The sequence below is a fragment of the Kitasatospora sp. NPDC088351 genome (assembly GCF_040685575.1).
GTDB lineage: Bacteria > Actinomycetota > Actinomycetes > Streptomycetales > Streptomycetaceae > Kitasatospora.
This window is the reverse complement of the sequence record NZ_JBFBIL010000024.1, coordinates 1-18,480: the sequence shown is the minus strand read 5'-3', so window position 1 is coordinate 18,480 and position 18,480 is coordinate 1. Positions and strand designations below refer to the sequence as shown.

At 73.3% G+C, this 18,480-nt stretch carries 17 protein-coding genes; 9 read left to right on the top strand and 8 right to left on the bottom strand.

Annotated elements, in window-relative coordinates; all coding sequences use genetic code 11:
- Positions 1–3 precede the first annotated feature (3 nt).
- A complete protein-coding gene (locus AB0P06_RS18590; RefSeq protein ID WP_363608675.1) occupies positions 4–1,209 on the bottom strand; it encodes an ATP-grasp domain-containing protein in 1,206 nt (401 codons plus the stop codon).
- Between the two features lie 204 nt (positions 1,210–1,413).
- Between AB0P06_RS18590 and AB0P06_RS18585 the strand changes: the two genes are divergently transcribed.
- On the top strand, positions 1,414–2,199 hold the full coding sequence (locus AB0P06_RS18585; protein WP_363608538.1) for a (2Fe-2S)-binding protein: 786 nt from the start codon (positions 1,414–1,416) through the stop codon (positions 2,197–2,199).
- Between the two features lie 108 nt (positions 2,200–2,307).
- On the opposite strand, the gene AB0P06_RS18580 is transcribed toward AB0P06_RS18585, so the two are convergent.
- The gene (locus AB0P06_RS18580; protein ID WP_363608536.1) at positions 2,308–2,601 is read right to left on the bottom strand and encodes a DUF6191 domain-containing protein; all 294 of its coding nucleotides are present in this window, start codon (positions 2,599–2,601) and stop codon (positions 2,308–2,310) included.
- A gap of 133 nt (positions 2,602–2,734) precedes the next feature.
- Between AB0P06_RS18580 and AB0P06_RS18575 the strand changes: the two genes are divergently transcribed.
- The 4 genes from AB0P06_RS18575 (at position 2,735) to AB0P06_RS18560 (ending at position 7,769) form a co-directional block, all read left to right on the top strand.
- A complete protein-coding gene (locus tag AB0P06_RS18575) occupies positions 2,735–3,490 on the top strand; it encodes a dienelactone hydrolase family protein (protein ID WP_363608534.1) in 756 nt (251 codons plus the stop codon).
- A gap of 245 nt (positions 3,491–3,735) precedes the next feature.
- Positions 3,736–4,413, top strand: coding sequence for a hypothetical protein (locus tag AB0P06_RS18570; RefSeq protein ID WP_363608532.1), 678 nt, complete (start codon positions 3,736–3,738; stop codon positions 4,411–4,413).
- A gap of 38 nt (positions 4,414–4,451) precedes the next feature.
- Positions 4,452–5,708: a nucleotidyl transferase AbiEii/AbiGii toxin family protein gene (locus tag AB0P06_RS18565; protein WP_363608530.1), complete on the top strand. Its 1,257-nt coding sequence runs from the start codon at positions 4,452–4,454 to the stop codon at positions 5,706–5,708.
- A 45-nt stretch (positions 5,709–5,753) separates the two neighbouring features.
- Positions 5,754–7,769 (top strand): SMI1/KNR4 family protein, encoded by a 2,016-nt coding sequence (locus AB0P06_RS18560; protein ID WP_363608528.1) that lies wholly within the window; start codon positions 5,754–5,756, stop codon positions 7,767–7,769.
- Between the two features lie 70 nt (positions 7,770–7,839).
- Here the strand turns inward: AB0P06_RS18560 and AB0P06_RS18555 are convergent, their stop codons facing one another.
- Complete coding sequence (locus AB0P06_RS18555) at positions 7,840–8,643, bottom strand: MerR family transcriptional regulator (RefSeq protein WP_363608526.1); 804 nt, start codon at positions 8,641–8,643, stop codon at positions 7,840–7,842.
- A 191-nt stretch (positions 8,644–8,834) separates the two neighbouring features.
- On the opposite strand from AB0P06_RS18555, the gene AB0P06_RS18550 reads away from it, so the two are divergent.
- Genes AB0P06_RS18550 through AB0P06_RS18540 form a run of 3 tightly spaced genes read left to right on the top strand, consistent with a single transcriptional unit; the run spans position 8,835 to position 12,351 of the window.
- Positions 8,835–10,496: an NAD(P)/FAD-dependent oxidoreductase gene (locus tag AB0P06_RS18550; protein WP_363608524.1), complete on the top strand. Its 1,662-nt coding sequence runs from the start codon at positions 8,835–8,837 to the stop codon at positions 10,494–10,496.
- A complete protein-coding gene (locus AB0P06_RS18545) occupies positions 10,493–11,461 on the top strand; it encodes an alpha/beta hydrolase (protein ID WP_363608522.1) in 969 nt (322 codons plus the stop codon). The genes AB0P06_RS18550 and AB0P06_RS18545 overlap by 4 nt, the downstream gene beginning before the upstream one ends.
- Positions 11,458–12,351: an SDR family oxidoreductase gene (locus AB0P06_RS18540; RefSeq protein ID WP_363608520.1), complete on the top strand. Its 894-nt coding sequence runs from the start codon at positions 11,458–11,460 to the stop codon at positions 12,349–12,351. The genes AB0P06_RS18545 and AB0P06_RS18540 overlap by 4 nt, the downstream gene beginning before the upstream one ends.
- A gap of 125 nt (positions 12,352–12,476) precedes the next feature.
- Here AB0P06_RS18540 and AB0P06_RS18535 read toward each other — a convergent pair whose 3' ends face one another.
- From AB0P06_RS18535 to AB0P06_RS18515, 5 genes are all read right to left on the bottom strand, one after another.
- The gene (locus AB0P06_RS18535) at positions 12,477–13,808 is read right to left on the bottom strand and encodes a hypothetical protein (protein ID WP_363608519.1); all 1,332 of its coding nucleotides are present in this window, start codon (positions 13,806–13,808) and stop codon (positions 12,477–12,479) included.
- A 431-nt stretch (positions 13,809–14,239) separates the two neighbouring features.
- Positions 14,240–15,421, bottom strand: a complete 1,182-nt coding sequence (locus AB0P06_RS18530) for a serine hydrolase domain-containing protein (RefSeq protein WP_363608517.1) — start codon at positions 15,419–15,421, stop codon at positions 14,240–14,242.
- Entirely contained in the window at positions 15,418–16,356 is a 939-nt protein-coding gene (locus AB0P06_RS18525) for a hypothetical protein (protein ID WP_363608515.1), read from the bottom strand. The genes AB0P06_RS18530 and AB0P06_RS18525 overlap by 4 nt, the downstream gene beginning before the upstream one ends.
- Positions 16,353–17,123 (bottom strand): hypothetical protein, encoded by a 771-nt coding sequence (locus tag AB0P06_RS18520; RefSeq protein WP_363608513.1) that lies wholly within the window; start codon positions 17,121–17,123, stop codon positions 16,353–16,355. Before AB0P06_RS18520 ends, AB0P06_RS18525 begins: the two co-directional genes overlap by 4 nt.
- Positions 17,124–17,259: 136 nt before the next feature.
- The gene (locus AB0P06_RS18515) at positions 17,260–17,460 is read right to left on the bottom strand and encodes a hypothetical protein (RefSeq protein WP_363608511.1); all 201 of its coding nucleotides are present in this window, start codon (positions 17,458–17,460) and stop codon (positions 17,260–17,262) included.
- Positions 17,461–17,616: 156 nt separating this feature from the next.
- Here AB0P06_RS18515 and AB0P06_RS18510 point away from each other — a divergent pair, with 156 nt between their 5' ends.
- Positions 17,617–18,390: an SDR family oxidoreductase gene (locus tag AB0P06_RS18510; protein ID WP_363608509.1), complete on the top strand. Its 774-nt coding sequence runs from the start codon at positions 17,617–17,619 to the stop codon at positions 18,388–18,390.
- Positions 18,391–18,480 lie beyond the last annotated feature (90 nt).

Below are 18,480 nucleotides of genomic sequence, written 5' to 3'. Positions count from 1 at the left end.
TGCTCACGGGGTGATCTCCCAGCGGTTGGCCGCGCGGAAGCGGGCGACGGCGGTGTCCACGGCGGCCTGGTCGGTGCCGACGGCCCAGATGACGCCGAGGTAGTCCCGGTTGGTGCGGTAGTGCTCGTGGCGTTCGCCGAGCGGGCGCAGCGGCCGGTAGGCGAGCCGGACGCCGTCGCGCTCCTCGTCGTACGGCCCGGGGGCGGCGGTGAGGATGCCGGCCCGGTCGGCGCAGACGGCCTCGTTGCGGGCGCGGCGGGCGGTGTCGGCGCAGTGCTCGCCGAGGTCCTCGGGCAGTGCGCGGCCGAGGTGGGCGCCGAGGATGTGCTCGAACAGCGGGATGCCGAGGACCTCGGCGAGCATCAGGTCGCACTGGTCGCCGATGGCACGGTAGTTGACCTCGATGATCCGGGCCCGGCCGTCCGGCTGGACGACGAACTCGGTGTGGCACGCGCCGAGCCCGATGCCGATCGCGTCGAGCTGGGTGAGCACCTGGCCGACCACGTGCGGCGGGTGCGCGGGGGTGAACTCCAGTGCCTCCTCGATGAAGTGCGGGGGAGGGGAGAGCCTGGTCCGGAAGCCGCCGAGGACATGCCGCCGCCGACCGTCACCAAGCGTCTCCAGGGTGTGGAGCCGCCCCGGCAGGAACTCCTCGACGACGAGGGTGGCACCGGCCCGGCGGTGCTGGATCTCCCGGCATCGGAGCGCCAGTTCGGCGGCGTCGCCGACCAGTGTGACGTCCTCGCTGGCGACGCCCTCGCGCGGCTTGACGACGCAGGGGAACGGCGGGTCCAGCTCGGCCGGGTCCTGCCCGGGCGCCAGCTCGGCGGACCAGACGGAGTCCAGGCCGGCCAGGGCGAGGTGGCGGCGGAGCTGGCCCTTGTCCTTGGCGCGCAGCGCGGCCTTCCAGTCCTTGGCGGGCAGCCCGAAGTACTCGGCGGCCAGGGCGGTCTGGGTCTGGAGGTGGTCGCTGTTGCTGAAGACCGCGTCGGGCGCGTGGTGACGGGAGATGCGGCTGACCACCGCGCGGAAGTCCGGTACCTCGCACTCCAGCACCTCGGGCGCGAACTCCATTCCGGTGTAGGCGCGGTGGTGAGGGCCGGCGTGGTCGGTGAGCACGGTGACGTCCAGCCCGAGCCGGGCGGCGGCCGGGAGGAACCCCTCGGTGACCGAGTCGGTGGGATTGAGGGCGAGCAGATAGAGCCGCATGTCTGGCCTCTCCGTGGTGCGGACGGCTGCCGCCGGGGCCGCGGTGTCCGGCGGGTCGATTCTCGGCACGGGGCGAGATCCTAGGTTAGGTTTGCCTAAGTCCGTCAAGTCGCCCCCGGTGTGGTCCGGGGCATCCATTGATCGCCTATAAGGTAAGCCTCACCTCATTCGATCTCGGGAGTGCCGATGATCTCGGGAACACCTGTGCCCGCCGTGCCCCGCGTCGCGCAGCCCCTCCGCGCGGACTACCGGCGGCTGTCCGACCTCTGCCCGGTGCTGCGGGTCCGGCTGCTCGCCGCCGGCGAACCGCCCCCGCCGGCGGCCATGGGCTGGTACTCGGCGGTCGAACTCGCCCGTGACCCACAGGCGTTGGATGCCGCGCTGGCCGGCGAGGCCGCCCGGATCGCCGCGGCCGACGGCACCGCCCCGCGCCCCCATGTCACCGCCTCCCGGCTGCTGCACCACTACCTGTGGTCCGTCTGCGTCCTGATCGCCGGACCATGGCACCTCGGCCGCCGGGTGCCCACGATCGACCCTGCGGACCTCTGGCTGCACGCCCCCACCGGCGACCTCGCGCTCCGCCCGCGCGACCACATCACCCTCCCCGGTGACGACGAACTCCGCGCCGAACTGCGCGCCGCCGTCGTCACCCACGTCGAACCCCTGCTCACCGCCTTCGCCGCCCCCACCCGGCGCGGCACCCGGGCGCTGTGGGGCATGGTGACGGACGATCTCGCCTCCGCGATCTGGTACCTCGGCCGGATGCTGGGCGAGGAGGACGCCGCCGTCGCCGCCGCCGAGGCCGTCCTGCCCGGCGGCACCCTGCCGCTGCCCGGTGCCGCCGCCTTCCGCCGCCTGACCGGCGCCGACGGCCGCGAGCACATCACCCGCACCCGGCTCGGCTGCTGCCTCTACTACGCGGTCGGCCCCGCCCCCGCCTGCCTCACCTGCCCCCGGACCTCGGACGAGGAACGCCTGCACCGCCTCTGACGCCCCGTCCGTCACGAGCGGGCCGCGGCACCGGTGCCGGTGACGGCCGCCACGCTCGCCCACATGCTCCGCGCCCGGGGAGCCCGAACCGCGGCCGGTCGATGCCGCTCACGCTCCCCGCGGCAGCTCCCGCCGCCCGAACACCGCGACGCCCCGTTCCAGGTCGACCCCCGTCCCGGGCGGAGCACCCGCCAGGTTGTCGTCCCGCAGGGCCAGCTGCTCCTGGCGCTGCTCGATCTGGACCCGCTTGTTGGGGTTGAAGAGGGCGTGCAACTCCTCGATCCCGGCGGCGCCGAGGCCCACCCCGGTACTCCGCGCGCCCGGGCTCCGCCCGCGTCGCCCGATCCGGCGCACCGCGACCGACCCGATCAGCACCAGCATCAGCGCCGCCATCGTCAACATGCTCACGACTATCGCCATGCTGGTCCAACGAGCCCCGGCCGCGCCTTGGTTCCGAGTACCCTGCACCGTGGATCATCTCCCGGACGACCATCTCCCGGACAGTCGTCCCCCCGACAACGGAAGCGAGACGCCGATGGCCACCGTGCGCGGAACATCCGTGGACATCCCCACCCAGGACGGCACCGCCGACGCCTACCTGACCCACCCGGACGACGGCGCGCCCCACCCCGCCGTCCTGTTCTACCTGGACGCCTTCGGGCTCCGGCCGCACATCCGGGCGATGGCGGACCGGCTCGCGGCCGCCGGCTACACCGTCCTGGTGCCCAACGTCTTCTACCGGCACGGCCGCGCGCCGGTCGTCGAACTGCCCGAGTTCATCGCCGCGGGCGCGGACCCGGGCCTGTTCGAACGCCTCGGCCCCATCGTGGGGTCGCTCACCCCGGAGCAGACGGAGCGCGACGCCGACGCCTACCTCCGCTGGCTGGCCGACTCCCCGCTCGTCGCCGACGGGCCGGTGGGCATCACCGGCTACTGCCTGGGCGCCCGGCTGGCCCTGCTGACGGCCGCCGACCACCCCGAGCGGGTCGCGGCGGCGGCCGGCTTCCACGGCGGCTTCCTGGCCACCGAGGCAGAGGACAGCCCGCACCTGCTCGCCGACCGGATCACCGCGGAGCTGTACTTCGGGCACGCCGACCAGGACCCTGCGCTCCCCGCCGAGCAGATCGACCGTCTGACGAAGGCCCTCACCGCCGCCGGTGTCCGCCACACCGCCGAGGTGTACGAGGGAGCCCACCACGGCTTCACCCAGGCCGACACCGACCGCTACGACGCGGCGGCGGACGAACGGCACTGGACCGCGCTGCTGGCCCTGCTGGAGCGCGCGCTCTGAGATGATGAGCCGCCTTCCCGCCCGGCCCCCAGGCGGCCACCGTGCGGCAACTCCCCGACGGCACCTGGACGACCCTCACACCCCGCCCTCGGCCGCCCCCTGACGCACCTACTTCCACGCACTGATCGACCCCGAGGCCATCGTCCGAGGTGCAATGCCGTGGCGTACGGGAGAGTTCGCCCGGCCTCGGGGTGGATGGAAAACCGGTGTCGGCGAGCGTCCTGAGCTGGGATGATCATGTGGTGGTGCACACTGACTACCCACTCCCTCCGTCGCCGGCCGAGGCCGGCTTCCTCGGCGAGTTCGAGACCCATGTGACCGTCGCCTGCCCGGACGGCGATCTGCCGGGGCTCGAACGGTGGGCCGCCGAGCGCGGAGTGAAGCTCCTCCACATCCGCCTCGCCCGGGGCCGGACCAAGTCCCAGCCGATGGTGACCCTGAACGGCGCCGGATCGCTGCGCCAACAGCGTGTCGCGGCGGAGGAGTTGACGGACGGGCTGAGCGCCGCCGGGTACCGGCCGGTGCGGGTGAAGATCGAGGCCACGCCCTGGACGGACGGCGTTCCGGCGAGCGACGAGGACGCGCGCCGGCTCGGCCCGGAGCGGTACTTCGAGCACCATCTCAAGGTGGCTCTCGCCGCCGACGCCGAGCGCGAGGCCCTGACCGCCGTCGCCGTCGGCCACGGCGCGCACGTCTCCTGGAACGCCCGCCGGGTGGCCGGGCCGTCCGGGCGGCAGCAGCGGTTCGTCACCCAGCGCTGCCACGGCGTCGGCCTGCGGACGGCGGGGGACCGGCTGGACCGGCTGGTCGGCGCGGTCGCCGGGGCCGGCTTCGACATCCTCTCGGTGGAACGGGAGTTCGTCGTGTACGACAGCAATCTGGCGGTGGACGACGGTTGGCTCGACGGAACGGACAGACGATGACCGGCACCTGGGAATCCTTCGGATGGCGTAATCGGGAGGTGCCGAAGGCCCCGCTCGACGACGAACGGCGCCCGGGGTACGGGCTGCCGCTGACGCTCCGGCCGGTACAGGACCCGCGCGCGGTCCAGAAGGCGGTTTTCGACCCCGCCCTCAAGCAGTACCCGAACGCCTACCGGGCCACCGACCCCCGGTTCGCGGACCGCGAGGTCGGGCTCGCCTGGCGGGACGCCCGGCGCCGCGCCATCGACCTCGTCCTCGCCGGCATCGCCGGCTCGGACTGGGCCGACCACCTGGTGCTGCGCGGCAGTGTCCTGCTGCGCGGCTGGTACGGCGAGGCGGCGCGCGAGCCGGGCGACCTGGACTTCGTGGTCACCCCGGCCGACTGGGAGATCGGGGAGCCCCGGACGGCCGCGATGATCGACGGCATAGCCCGCGCCGCCGAGCTGGCGGCCGGGCAAGCTGCCACCGGGCATCCGGTGCGCTTCGACGCGGCAGGCGCCGTGAGCGAGGACATCTGGACGTACGAGCGCGTTCCCGGCCGGCGCCTGGCCCTGCCCTGGGCGGCCGAGGGGCTCCCCGGCGGCACCGTGCAGCTCGACTTCGTGTTCAACGAGCGGCTGCCGGTGGCGCCGGAGCGACGGCTGGTCCGTCCGCTGGCGGACGGGCCCGGTGCCCCGGTGCTCGGCGTCACCCCCGAACTCTCGCTCGCGTGGAAGCTGATGTGGCTGGTCACCGACCGGTACCCGCAGGGCAAGGACCTCTACGACGCGGTGCTGCTGGCCGAGTCGTGCTGGCTGCGCCGGTCGGTGCTGCGGGACGCCTTCGTGGGCGGGGAGCACTGGTACGCCTTCCACCCCGTCACCGCGGCGAGGATCGGGGAGCTGGCGGTGGACCTGGAGTGGGACGACTTCGCCCGGGAGTATCCCGAGGTCGAGGGCGGCCCCGAGCAGTACGTCCGACGGCTGGCCGAGGCCCTGGCACCGACCTTCGACGGCGACGACGGGACCGGCCCCGAGGCGAAGCGCTGGTGGCTGGCGGGCTGGGTGGACCGGTATCGCGAGGTGCTCGACAGCGCCGGTATGCCGGAGGTCCAGCGGCGGCTCGCCACCTCCGACGCCCCGGCCGCCCTCGCGATCGTCATCACCCGGGAACTGCTCGGAGGTGAGCGGTGCCGCTTCGAGGACGCCTGCGCCGTCGTCCTGGCGGAGCCGGCCTGGTCCGGCCTGGTCGACCGGTACGGGCGGGACCCGGAGTGGTGGGCCGGCCTGGTGCGAGAGGCCCGCGACGGGGCGTGAGCGCCGGTCGACGGACTGTCAGTGGCGGGTGCGAGGATCGCCGCCATGACCGAGGAGACCTTCGACTGGCGTTCGTTCCTCACCCGGTGGAGCGAGGAGTGGGCGGACGCGCACGCCGACGCCGACGACAACAGGGCGGGTGACGAAGAGCCGCTGCGTGCCCGCTGGCTGGGGTTCGAGCCCGCGTCCGCCGAGCGGACAGCCGCGATGGAGGCGTGGGTGGGGCAGCCGCTGCCGCCGTCGTACCGGGCCTTCCTGGAGGTCAGCGACGGCTGGCGGCACGCGGGCGGCTTCGTCTGGCGGCTCGCCGGTACCGAGGGGGCCCGTTGGCACCGGGACGGCGCGGGGGTGGGGCGGCTCGACCGTGAGTTCCTGGACGAGAACTCCTCGCCGGAGCAGGTCATGCGGGCCGGGATGTGGGATCGCGCGCTGCAGTTGGACGTCGAGTCCGACCTGGTGCTCGTCCTGCTCGACCCGCTCGACCGGGACGAGGCCGGGGAGTGGGCGGTCTACCGGCACGCGTCCTGGTCCGGTGGCCCGCCGACCAGGTACGGGTCGTTCCGGGCGTTCATGGCCGCCATGTACCGCGAGTTCCACCGGCTTGCCTCCGGCCGTACGGAAGGGAGGTTCGTCAACAGCACGACCCGGGCGCTGGACGAACTGGTCGAGCAGGGCCGGGCCGAGGCGCTGCGCGGGGGGTACGAGCGGGCCGAGGCGGCACTGAAGGAGGCGGCGGAGTTCGGCAGGCCGCGCGCCACGGAGATGCTCGACCAGATCAGGCGTCTTCTCGGGCAGACCTGGTCGGTCGGCTTTGGCGGCCTGGCGGCCGATCCGCGTTACACCGGTGACGTGGTGGCCGTGCTGGCGGCCGAGCACATCCGGTCCCAACGCGACCCGGGTTCATGGGAGTTCGTGCTGCGTTCCGCGTCCGGAGAGGTGCGCGGCGCGGCGGCGGAGATCCTGCGGCAGGTGGCGGAGCAGACCTTCCGCTACACCGCTCCCGGCGCGTTCGGCCGGGCCGTGGAGCACGCCCGGGAGCAGGCGCGATGGGGCGGCACGGACGAGGCCTGGCGGACGCTGCTCGCCGGGTTGCCGCACTGGACACCGCTGGGGCCGGACCACCTCGCGCCGCTCGGCCTGCTCGCCGACCCCCTCCTCGGGCCGCTCGTCACGCCGGAGCGCGGACGTGAACTCCTCGCCGTCCCGAGGGGCGGGTACGCCGACGACGGACCGGCGGGGGTCGTCGCCCCGGCCGGCGGGTCCGGCTCCGGCTCCGGGTGCGGGTGCGGGTGCGGGGGCGAGTCCGGGTGCGATGGCCTGGCCTGGCTGGCCGCCGAGGACCGGCAGGGGCGCCATGACGGGTACCGCTTCGTCCTGGTCGAGGGTGTGGCCCCGGACGAACTGCCCGGCCGGTTCGGGGCGGACGGCGACGCCACCGCGCTGGGTGCGCCGATGACCCGTTGGGAGGCTCAGTGGCAACGGTTCGCCGGCGGCGTGAGTTCGACGTACGACGACAAGGCGCAGGCCTTCGTCGCCCGGGCCGGAGCCGGTTGGAGCGTCGCGTTCGACACGGACCCGGCCTCCTTCTGCGCCCCGCGCTTGGAGTCCCCGGCCGCAGCCGCCTCGCACGGCACCCGGGCGGTCGTGGTCTGGGGCGTACCGGCCGAGTCGCACGCGGCCGGGGACGGCCTGTTCCACCTCTCCGTCGCGGAGGACGGCGAGGAGCGGTACGCGTACACCGTCGAGGGCGCTGACATCCGCCGCAGCGGCGCGATACCGCCGGCGCTCGACCCGGACCGGTTCTTCGCCCGGGGTGAGGACGCCGGCCCGGACCACGTCATTGCGGAACACGTTCTACCGGAGCAGGACGACCGGCGGCCCGACCGGCGGGCCGAGCGCGCGGCTCTGACGGCGATCGCGGCAGAGTTCGGTGTCGCGCTGCCCCGCTTCGCCCTCACCGAGGGCCGTCTGCACTCCTTCACCACCCGCTCGTGGACGCGCCCGCCGGGGCCCGGCGAGAGCTACGGGGAACTCAGGTGGATGGCGGCGGGCGAGAGCTGACGTGCGGTCGCACCGTGACGGCCACCGGGGTCGCGGGGGTCGCGGGGGTCGCCGGGGCGGACCGGCTTTCCTACGGACCGCAGGCGTCCTCACCCTCGCCGCCGGCGCGTGGCTCCAGCCGCCGCTGACGCAGCAGTTCCTCGTACTCGGCGTGCACCCGCCGGTCCATCGCCAGCGCGAACTGCGCGTCCGCCACCGTCCGGGCCAGCGGGCGTACCCGGAGGATCCGCTCGGTCAGCCGGGCCGCCTCGCCGGGCGGCAGCGGGGCGTTGGCGGAGAGCGCGCCGAGCAGCTGCCCGGCGACCACGGTGGTGAAGATCTCGGCGATCGCGTCCACGTGCTCCCGGGTGCGCCGGCTGGCCTCCAGGACGGCGGAGAGCGGCACCCCCTCGGCGACCAGCGCCATCGTGGCGTCCATCAGCCGGCGGCTGACGTGGGTGATGCCGTCGTCCTCCACGGTGATGTAGCCCTGGGCGATGGACTCGGCGGTGTTCTCCTCGGTCAGCTGGTCGCCGAAGGTGGCCTTGAGCTCTTCCCAGTCCAGGCGCACCGGCGTCTCGTCCGACCAGGGCGCGACGATCGCGGCCTCCAGCCCGATCAGCTCGGCGACGTCCCGGCCGCTCTCGCCGGCGCCGATCAACTCGGCGATACCGCCCAGGGTGTGGCCGCGCTCCAGCAGTTCGGCGATCACCCGCAGGCGGGCCAGGTGGGCGTCGCCGTACCAGGCGATCCGGCCCTCCCTGCGGGGCGGCGGGAGCAGTTTGCGCTCGCGGTAGAAACGCAGCGTGCGGGCGGTGATGCCGGCCGCTTCGGCCAGTTCCTCCACCCGGTACTCGCGTTGTCCGTCGTCCGCAGCCGCTCTGAGCTTCTCCACGGCGCTCAGCATAGGACCGGCGGTCGTCGAAACGGGGTGGTCGTCCTTCTTCCATCAACTGTCAGCAAGGGCTACCCTGCCAACCATGCCAGTGATTGCTGGCATGGTTACCCGGTCTCCGGGGGACGCTTCCCGGGACAGTTCCTCTTGGCAGTGTGCAATCCGCGATCCCACCCTCAGGAGGACGCCGCATGGCATCCAGCACCAAGCGCCCCCGGCCCGGCACGCCCGCCCAGGAGGCCGGAAACACCCAGGACGCCGACGACTCCCACGACGCGCACGACGTCCCGGAGACCGACGACGCCCCGGCCGCCCACGACCCCCAGGCCCCCGCGGCCGTCCCGCACGTCCGGGTGGCGGTCATCGGCTCCGGCTTCGGCGGCCTCGGCGCCGGCGTCCGGCTGCGCCGCGCCGGCATCACCGACTTCGTCATCCTGGAGCGCGCCGACTCGGTCGGCGGCACCTGGCGGGACAACAGCTACCCCGGCTGCGCCTGCGACGTCCCCTCGCACCTCTACTCCTTCTCCTTCGCGCCCAACCCCGACTGGCCGCGCAGCTTCTCCGGCCAGCCCGACATCCGCGCCTACCTGGAGAAGGTCGCCGACGTCTTCGGCCTCCGCCCCCACCTGCGCTTCAACACCGAACTCACCGAAGCCCGTTGGGAGGCCGAGCAGACCCGCTGGCGGATCACCACCACCGCCGGTCAGTGGACCGCCGACGCGATCGTCTCCGCCTCCGGGGCGCTCGCCGACCCGCAGATCCCCGACCTGCCGGGCCTGGACACCTTCCCCGGCAAGGTGTTCCACTCCTCCCGCTGGGACCACGACTACGACCTCGCGGGCCGGCGGGTCGCCATGGTCGGCACCGGCGCCTCCGCCGCCCAGATCATCCCGTCCATCCAGCCGAAGGTCGGCCGGCTGACGGTCTTCCAGCGCACCCCCGCCTGGGTCCTCCCGCGCGGCGACCGCGAGATCAGCGGGCTGGAGAAGTGGCTCCACGGGCGGCTGCCCGTCACCGCCAGGATCCGCCGTGGCGCGCTGTTCGCGCTCCGCGAGCTCCAGGTGGACGCCTTCGTCCGCCGGCCCGGCGCGCTGCGCCTCGTCCAGGGGCTCGCCGAGCGGCACCTCGCGCAGGGCGTCGCCGACCCGGCGCTGCGGGCCCGGCTCACCCCGGACTACCGGATCGGCTGCAAGCGCATCCTGCTCAGCAACACCTACTACCCGGCACTCGCCGCCGCCAACACCGAGGTGGTCGCCTCCGGCCTGCGCGAGGTGCGCGGTTCGACCCTGGTCGCGGCCGACGGCAGCGAGCACGAGGTGGACGCGATCGTCTTCGGCACCGGCTTCCACGTCACCGACATGCCGATCGGCGCACGGGTGTTCGGTGCCAACGGCACCAGCCTCGCCGAGGAGTGGAAGGACGGCATGGAGGCACTGCGCGGGTCCACCGTGCACGGCTTCCCGAACCTCTTCTTCGTCGTCGGCCCCAACACCGGCCTCGGCAACAGCTCGATGATCCTGATGATCGAGTCCCAGCTGAACTATCTGATCGACGCGCTCACCACGCTCCGCTCCGTCGGCGCCACCGCGATGCAGCCGACCGCCCGCGCGCAGCGGCACTGGAACCTCGAACTCCAGCACCGGATGGACCGCACCGTCTGGACCACCGGCGGCTGCCGCAGCTGGTACCTGGACAGCAGTGGCAGGAACACCGTGCTCTGGCCCGCCTCCACCACCGCGTTCCGCCGCGCCACCCGCAAGGTGGACCTCGCCGAGTACGAGCTGATCATGCGTACCGCGCCCGCGCCCGCCGCCGGCGCCGCCACCGCCACCACCGAGGAGGCCCTGGTATGAGCCCGACGCTCCCGGCCGACTGTCTTCCGCCCGCTCCCGTCGAGGAGTTGGACGTCCGCTCGACCGACGGCATCCGGCTGCACGTCGAGATTCACGGGCAGCCCGCGGCGCCGACCGTCGTCCTCGCCCACGGCTGGACCTGCTCGACCGCCTTCTGGGCCCCGGTCATCCACCAACTCGCCGACCGTTACCGGGTGGTGGCCTACGACCAGCGCGGCCACGGTCGCAGCGAGATCCCGCCGAGCCGGGTCCGCTACTCCACCCGGGCGCTCGCCGAGGACCTCTCGGCCGTGCTCACCCGGACCGTCCCGGCGGGGGAGCGGGCCCTCCTCGTCGGCCACAGCATGGGCGGCATGACCATCATGGCCGCCGCCGGCCGCCCCGAGGTCGCCGAACGCACCGCCGCCGCCCTGCTGGTCTCCACCGGCCCCGCCGACCTGATCGCCGAACTGACCATCCTGCCGGGAGCGGTGCGCTCCCCGGGGCTGCGCCGCTTCCTCCACCGCCGGCTGCTGGGTTCCCGGCTGCCGCTCGGGCCGGTCGGCCCGGCCAGCCGCGCCGGGCTCAAGTACGTGACGATGGGAGCGGCGTCACCCGCCGACCGGGTGCAGGCGGCGGCCCGGATCGTGCACGCCTGCCCGACCGCCGTCCGGGCCAACTGGGCGGGCGTGCTGGAGCGGCTGGACGTCAGGGCCGGACTCGCCCGGCTCACCGTGCCGACCGCCGTCATGGTCGGCACCGAGGACCGGATGACGCCCCCGGTGCACGCCCACCGGATGGTCGCCGCGCTGGCCGACCCGCAGGGGCTGCTCCTGCTGCCCGGCATCGGCCACATGCTGCCCGTCGAGCGGCCCGCCGAGGTCGTCGCCGAGATCCACCGCCTCGCGGGCGCCCATCTCGCCGTCGCCCGCCCGCTCGGCGTCCAGCCGTCGGCCGCCTCACCCGAGAGGAACGCCGACGCATGAACGCCACTCCGCCGCTCTCCGCGCAGGTCGTCGTGATCACCGGTGCCGCCCGAGGCGTCGGCGCCGCGCTCGCCCGCGCGCTCGCCCGGCGCGGCGCCGAGGTCGCCCTGGTCGGCCTGGAGCCGGCCGAGCTGAAGAACGTCGCCGCCCTCTGCGGACCGACCGCCACCGCCTGGGAGGCCGATGTCACCGACATCGACGCGCTCACCGAGGCCGCCCGGCAGATCAAGGAACACCACGGCCGGATCGACACCGTCGTCGCCAACGCCGGCATCGCCGTCGGCGGCCCGCTGCTGGACAGTGACCACCGGGTGTTCAGCCGGGTGATCGAGGTCAACCTCCTCGGCAGTGTCGCCACCGCCCGGGCCTTCCTCCCCGCCCTCACCGAGAGCCGCGGTTACCTCCTCCAGATCGCCTCGCTCGCCGCGATCGCGCCCGCCCCGCTGATGAGCGCGTACTGCGCCAGCAAGTCGGGCGTCGAGGCCTTCGCCCACGCGCTCCGCGCCGAGGTCGCCCACCAGGGCGTCAAGGTCGGGGTCGGCTACCTGAGCTGGACCGACACCGACATGGTGCGCGGCGCCGACCAGGACGTCGTCCTCGCCCGGATGCGCTCCCGGCTGCCCTGGCCGGCCGGCAAGACCTACCCGCTGGATCCGGCGGTGGCCCGCCTCGCCGCGGGCATCTCCCGCCGCTCCGCCCACGTCTACGCCCAGGCCTGGCTGCGCGGCATTCAGCCGGTCCGCTGGCTCCTCCCCACCCTGATCGCCGCAGTCGGCTCCCGCGATGTCGCCAGGCTGGCCCCGGAGCTGAAGGCCACCGCCGCCACCCGGATGCGCCCCGTCGGCGCGGGCGGCGCCGCCGACGAAGCGGCGCGCGGCGAACGGACCTGAGCGGCACGGGCAACGGAGGATAGGTAACAGACAACAAGTAACAGATGACAGGTAACAGATTTCGAAATCTGTTACCTGTCATCTGTCATCTGTTATTCGAATCTTGTTCGCCCGAGGTGGTGCGGTCAGCTCCAGTTGCCGGTGGTGGGGGTCCAGTTGGGGTTGCCGTAGCGGAAGGTGGTGTCGGGGGTGCCGTTGTAGGCGTTGCTGAGGGCGAAGTCGCCGGTGCTGGGGCGGTAGATACCGTAGGTGGTGCGGCCCTTGCCGGCCCAGTCGCCGACGACGGGGAGGTCGCCGGGGTTGCCGTAGGTAACGGTGGAGACGCTGCCGTCGTCGTGGCGCAGCGCGAAGATGTTCTGTTCGCTGCTGTTGGCGGCGGGGCGGAAGATGCCCATCTGGGTGTGGCCGACGCCGTCCCAGTCGCCGACGATCGGGATGTCGCCGGGGTCGCCGAAGACGACGGAGTCGACGGTGCCGTTGTCATGGCGGACGATGAAGGTGTTGGTGCTGGGGCGGTAGACGGCCATCTGGGCGTGGCCGTTGTGGTCCCACATGCCGGGTACGGGCTTGTCGCCGGGGTCGCCGAAGGTGAGGGAGTCGCTGGTGCCGTTGTCGTGGCGCAGGGCGAAGGTGTTGGTGGAGGGGCGGAAGACGCCGATCTGGTCGTGGCCCACGCCGTCCCAGTCGCCGGTGATCGGGGTGTCCCCGGTGTTGCCGAAGCCCACGTTCGTGGTGGCGCCCGCGGCGTTGCGCAGCGCCCACGTCCCGTCCTGGAACACCCCCGCCGCCGTCGGCCGGACGGAGGGCCCGGTCGGGTCGTCGACGACACTGTTGTTACGGACCGGCTTGTAGGTGCCGAAGTTGGAGAAGTACGGGTAGGGGATGGTGCGGTGCTTGACGCCGCTCCCGGTGAACTCGTAGCCCACATAGGAGTTGTGGCTGGTGTCGGCCCACTGGTCGAATATGACGATGTGTCCGGCAGCCCCCGCGGCGTCGTTCAGCAGGGCGTCGCCGGGCTTGAGGTCGTTCTTGCTGCCGAGCCAGGACGCGACGCCGCTGGGGACGAAGCTGGTGGTGTCCAGACCCGGGGTGGAGAGCTTCCAGGCCATCGAGGCGTAACCGGAGCAGTCCGTGCGGTAGCCCTGGTGGGTACCGTTCCAGCTGTAGACGAGGCCCTGGTTGAACCAGCCGTTGGCACGGCTGATGACCTCGGAGCGGGTGACGGTCGGAGCCGCCGCCAGGAGGGAGGCGCCGCTGCCCGGTGCGCTCTGGACGTTGAGCGGAGCGGACGGCCCCTGGCCGGCACCGCCCTTGTCATTCGTCCCGGGGACGGCGGCCGTGGCGTCGGCGGACGGCCCCGGCTGGGCGAGCGCCGGGGACGCACCGACGGCGAGGACGGACAGGCCCGTGGCGAGAAGGGCGCAGGCGGCACGCAGGGCGGGGCGCGAAAAAGGCATGGCTGTCTCCAATGAACGGCTCGAAGTCTGCATCGGAAGGCGCCGACGGCAGGGCGGAGGGCGGTGATGGCGACCGGGGCGGCTGTCCTGCAGGAACAGCCGGTCCGGTGCGCCGCCCAGATGGTGCTCCCTGGTGGCAGACACCAGCTTGGTCGCGGCTCAGGGCCGGCGGAAGGGTTGTCAGCTGGACGGAAGCGTCCCTGGACTGTTGCGGCCAGGTCTGTGGCCAGGGCAGGCGAAAGCGTCCGGCGGACGCGTGTGAGGGGTGGCGTGGGGGTGCATCACCGCGGGGAGCGCGCTCATGACGGCGGCTGGGATGCCGGACCGGCCACGGTCGCAGTCGGCACCGCGAAGGAGGCCGACCTGTCCACGGCCCGGGACAACGGAAAACGGCCCCGGACCGGGGCCGTTGGGCGAGTGGGGGCCGGCGGCTACTGCCGCGAGGAGACCTGCTTCAGTACCTCGTAGCCGCGCTGGACGAAGCGTCCGTCCAGCGCCGGGCCGCAGTTGGCCAGAGCCCCGACGACCGAGGCGGTCTGGGGGCAGAAGCCGACCAGTGAGGTGAAGCCGCGCGTGGCGCCGGAGTGGAAGAAGAGGTCGCGGCCGCCGACGCGCCGGTGGTTCCAGACCAGGCAGAGCTGGTCGGTCGAGCGTGGCAACCGCAGCCGGAGCTGCTGGACGTCGTCCAGAGCCTCTCTCAATTCGCTTTCCTCGCCGGGAAGATGCGCGCGGAGGAAGCGCAGCACATCGGCGCCGCCGGCGCGGACGGCGCCGGCGCCGGGCAGGCCGGGGATGCGCCAGGGCGGCAGCGGGCGGCCTCGCCGGTGTCCGACGGCCCGGTCGGGGGCGTCGGGGGAGCAGGTGGTGGACCGCAGGTCCAGCGGGCGGAGGATGCGGTCGGCGAGCAGCTCGGGGTAGGTGGCGCCACCGGCCTCGGTGAGCAGGCGGCCGAGCAGGGCGACACCGTAGTTGGAGTAGCCGAACCGGCTTCCTGGTCTGTGGTGCACGGTGGTTCGCGCCAGGCCCTCCCTCAACTGCTCGTCAAGATAGGCGGCGTACGGGTTGCTGAACCAGGTGGGGACGGCCTCCGCGAGCAGGCCGGGCGGCAGTCCGGGAAGGCCGGAGGTGTGGGTGGCCAGGTGGAGCAGCCGGATCGGGCCGCCGCGGCGGACGGTCGCAGGGCGCCAGCGCTCGGGGAGGTGGCGTTCCACCGGGTCGTCCAGGGCGAGTTCGCCACGGGCCGCCATGGTGGCGAGCAGCAGTGCCGTGAACGTCTTGGTCACCGAGCCGAGTTCGAAAACGGTCTCGGGCGTGCACGGCGCGGCGCTGTCGCGGGCGAGCCGCCCGTGGCAGCGGACGGCCTGCCGGTCGCCGCGAGCCACCGCCAGTGTGACGGCGGTGGCGTGCGGCGCGGCGGCCCGTACGAGTTCGGCCAGCTCCGGCTCGCCGAAGCCGTCGAGTTCGCCGGGTTCGCCCAGGTCGTCGAGGCGATCCAGGCCGCCCGGGCCGCCCAGACCGTAGGGCCCGCCAGTCGCGGTGGGCCCGCCAGGCCCGTTCACCGGGCCGAACGCGTCGGGCTCCCCCGAACCGCCGAGGGCGCCCGCCACGTTCATGCGGCCACGGCGGCGCCGCCGAGCGCGCGGGAGAGGGTGACGGTGCCGGCCACCACCCCGACCACGGCGGTGTGTTCGTGGTCCTTGAACGCCTGGGCCGGATCCTCCGATACGGGTTCGGAGCTGTCGCGGGGGATCAGTCCGTCCTCGCGCTGAACGGCGGCCAGCGCCTCCCAGCCCTGAATGCCGGTGACGGGCTCGCCGATGCACGAGTCCACCACCAGCAGTTCGCCGACCAGGTCCCACTCGCCGACCTCCAGCCAGATGTCCACCCAGACGGGCAGCCAGGCGCGGACGAAGTCGGCCATCGGTTCGGGCAGGCCTTCCGGTCGGGCGCCCCAGTCGGTGAGATGGAAGACGGCATGAGTGATGTGGTAGCCGGTCATCCAGTCCATGGCCCACGGTTCGGGCGTGGCGCTGAGCCATGTCCCGGCGGCGAGGGCGGCCCAGTCGTCCGGCCGGTCGGCGAGGCCCACCACCCGGCGGGCGTTGGCGACGGCGAGCCGGCGGCCGGGCAGGATCTCGACGGCGTGCACGGACCGCAGCCGGCTGAGCGACGCCAGCAGCTCTTCCAGTGCGGGATGCCGGTAGCCGGCCCTGGCGAAGTGGACATAGGTTTCCAGCGGGTCGGTCATCACCAGATGACGCAACTGCCGCTCGTAGAGGAGGTTTCCGTTCTGCAGCTGGGACCAGCCGAAGTCCAGCATGTCGCGGGCGACCTGGGCGTCCCGTGGGCCGGTGACGCCGTCCCGCAGGACCAGCGAGGCGGCCAGCGCGCATTCGGCGATCGGCTTGTAGGCGTTGTTGGGGTCGGAGAGGTCGACGGTGACGTTGTCCGGGAGCCGGCCGAAGCCGCGTTCATGGGAGGCGTGCAGCCAGGCCATGGCACGCGAGCCGATCTGCTGTGCGATGGACAGCCGCTGATCGTCCGTCATGCCGTCGCTCCGTTCGGGGTGATGGCCAGCAGGGCTTCGGCGATGCCGAGTTCGAGCGCGGTTCGGGAGCTGCCGTCTCCGGCGGCGTGGATCCGCTCCAGCACCGGTTCGACCTCCAGCGGCAGTGACAGGCCTTCGGCCCGGGACCAGGCGAGCCAGCGGGCGAGCCGGGCGGCCACCCGGTGGTCGCGGCGCAGCATGGAGCGGACGGTGCCCCGGGCGAGCGCAAGGGTGTGGGTGCGGGCGGTCCGGTGCACCGGGCCGTCGAGGCCGGGCAGGGCGAGCGCGGAGAGCTGGGCCATCCGGACCGACCAGGCCTGCCAGGCATGCGGTTGCGGCTGCGGCGCGTGGTCGGGCTGGGGTGCGCGGAGGGAGAGTTCCGCCAGGCCGGGAGTGCTGATGGAGCGCAGGGTCCGGGCGAACAAGGCCCCGGTGGCCCAGTCCCGCCAGGCGGCGATCAGTGCGGCGCCCTCGGGGGCGTCCGGGCCGTCCGCCTCGGCGGCGGTTGACGGAAAGGCCCGGTGCGCCTCGGCGAGCAGCAGGACGGCCTCGGTGTCGGGCGCGGCGCCGCCGAGCAGCTGCGGGGCGAACAGGTCCGGCCCGAGCACCCGGACGGCGGCGAGCAGCGGCCGGGACGCGTTGGCCGTGCCGGGGTCGACGAGCGCGACCGCACCCCCGGCGCCCCGAAGGGCGCCGAGGGTCTGGGCCGCCATCTGCTCGACCGCTGCGGCGTACTCGTCGCGGAGCGAGGTATGGGCGAATGACATGGCTGGGTGGTCCTCCTTGAGGAAGGCTTCACGAAGGCTTGCGGGGAGGCCCGTTGGGAGAAGTTCCACATCGGTGGGCTTCGCGACGGGTGGCTTCACCGCGCAAGCCTTCGTGCGTGGCCGGTACCCGTTCCGGTTACCGGGTCTTCTCCTTGGGCGGCTTCGGGGACAGAAGGATGAGGCCCAGCAGCAACAGCAGCCCGGCGGCTTCGGGGCGGTACGTGGGCGCGTCGCTGACGACGGCCTCGTCCTCCACCATCAGGGCGCCGAGGGTGTCGAGTTCGGCCCGGGTCGCGCGCGACGCCGGGGCTTTTCCGGTCAGGTACTGAGCAAGCATCAGAAGTGCCTCCTCATAGGATCGTCATCGCCTGGTCCGGCGATGCCCCCGGACCGACCTTATGAGCGCCCACCGATACCTGCATCCGCAGTGCGCTGATCGGTTACCTTTCCGGTCTGTTGGGCCCGCCGGGGTGGGGTCGGTACGGTCGGGGATATGACCACTGCCTTGATCACCGGCGCGACCGCCGGCATCGGAGCCGCGTTCGCCCGCCGGCTCGCCCGGAGCGGCTATCAACTCGTCCTGGTGGCCCGGGACACCGGGCGGCTGGAACGTTCCGCCGCGGACCTGCACGCGAAGTACGGCGTCGAGACGGAGGTGCTCACCGCCGATCTCGCCACCGACGAGGGCATCGCGGCCGTCGAGGCCCGGCTGGCCGATGCCGCCCGCCCGGTGGACCTGCTGGTGAACAACGCCGGCTTCGGCAACAAGGGCGCGTTCCTGACCGTCCCGCTCCAGGACGAACTGGACATGCTGAAGGTGCACATCGAGGCGATCCTGCGGCTGACCACGGCGGCCCTGCCGGGCATGCGCGAGCGGCGGCGCGGGGCGATCGTCAACGTCGCCTCGGTCGCGGCCTTCCTGCCGCGCGGCACGTACGGTGCCAGCAAGGCGTGGGTGGTGAGCTTCACCCAGGGGGTACTGCGCGATGTCGGCGGGACGGGAGTGCGGCTGATGGCGCTCTGCCCGGGCTTCACCCGGACCGAGTTCCACCAGCGGGCGGGCATGGGGACGGGCAACATCCCGTCCTGGGGCTGGCTGTCCGCTGAACGGGTGGTGGACGAGGCCATGCGGGACCTGGCCCGCGGCCGTTCGCTGTCCATCCCGGGCAAGCGCTACAAGGTTGCGATCGCGGCCGCCCGGCTGCTGCCGTCCGGCGCGCTCGGCGGGCTCTCCTCCAAGGCGGCGCGCACCTACGGACCCAACTAGGCCGCGTATTCGGTCGTGATCAATGGGTTCGGGTGAGGTCCTTGATCCAGATCATTGCGCCGCGGAGGTGAAGGCCGGCGAGGTAGCTTT

Excerpts from the sequence above, each read along its gene's own strand:
- AB0P06_RS18590 (WP_363608675.1), bottom strand. The coding sequence starts at position 1,209 with ATGCGGCTCTATCTGCTCGCCCTCAATCCCACCGACTCGGTCACCGAG.
- AB0P06_RS18580 (WP_363608536.1), bottom strand. The coding sequence starts at position 2,601 with ATGTTGACGATGGCGGCGCTGATGCTGGTGCTGATCGGGTCGGTCGCG.
- AB0P06_RS18575 (WP_363608534.1), top strand. The coding sequence starts at position 2,735 with ATGGCCACCGTGCGCGGAACATCCGTGGACATCCCCACCCAGGACGGC.
- AB0P06_RS18560 (WP_363608528.1), top strand. The coding sequence starts at position 5,754 with ATGACCGAGGAGACCTTCGACTGGCGTTCGTTCCTCACCCGGTGGAGC.
- AB0P06_RS18550 (WP_363608524.1), top strand. The coding sequence starts at position 8,835 with ATGGCATCCAGCACCAAGCGCCCCCGGCCCGGCACGCCCGCCCAGGAG.
- AB0P06_RS18545 (WP_363608522.1), top strand. The coding sequence starts at position 10,493 with ATGAGCCCGACGCTCCCGGCCGACTGTCTTCCGCCCGCTCCCGTCGAG.
- AB0P06_RS18540 (WP_363608520.1), top strand. The coding sequence starts at position 11,458 with ATGAACGCCACTCCGCCGCTCTCCGCGCAGGTCGTCGTGATCACCGGT.
- AB0P06_RS18535 (WP_363608519.1), bottom strand. The coding sequence starts at position 13,808 with ATGCCTTTTTCGCGCCCCGCCCTGCGTGCCGCCTGCGCCCTTCTCGCC.
- AB0P06_RS18530 (WP_363608517.1), bottom strand. The coding sequence starts at position 15,421 with ATGAACGTGGCGGGCGCCCTCGGCGGTTCGGGGGAGCCCGACGCGTTC.
- AB0P06_RS18525 (WP_363608515.1), bottom strand. The coding sequence starts at position 16,356 with ATGACGGACGATCAGCGGCTGTCCATCGCACAGCAGATCGGCTCGCGT.
- AB0P06_RS18520 (WP_363608513.1), bottom strand. The coding sequence starts at position 17,123 with ATGTCATTCGCCCATACCTCGCTCCGCGACGAGTACGCCGCAGCGGTC.
- AB0P06_RS18515 (WP_363608511.1), bottom strand. The coding sequence starts at position 17,460 with ATGCTTGCTCAGTACCTGACCGGAAAAGCCCCGGCGTCGCGCGCGACC.
- AB0P06_RS18510 (WP_363608509.1), top strand. The coding sequence starts at position 17,617 with ATGACCACTGCCTTGATCACCGGCGCGACCGCCGGCATCGGAGCCGCG.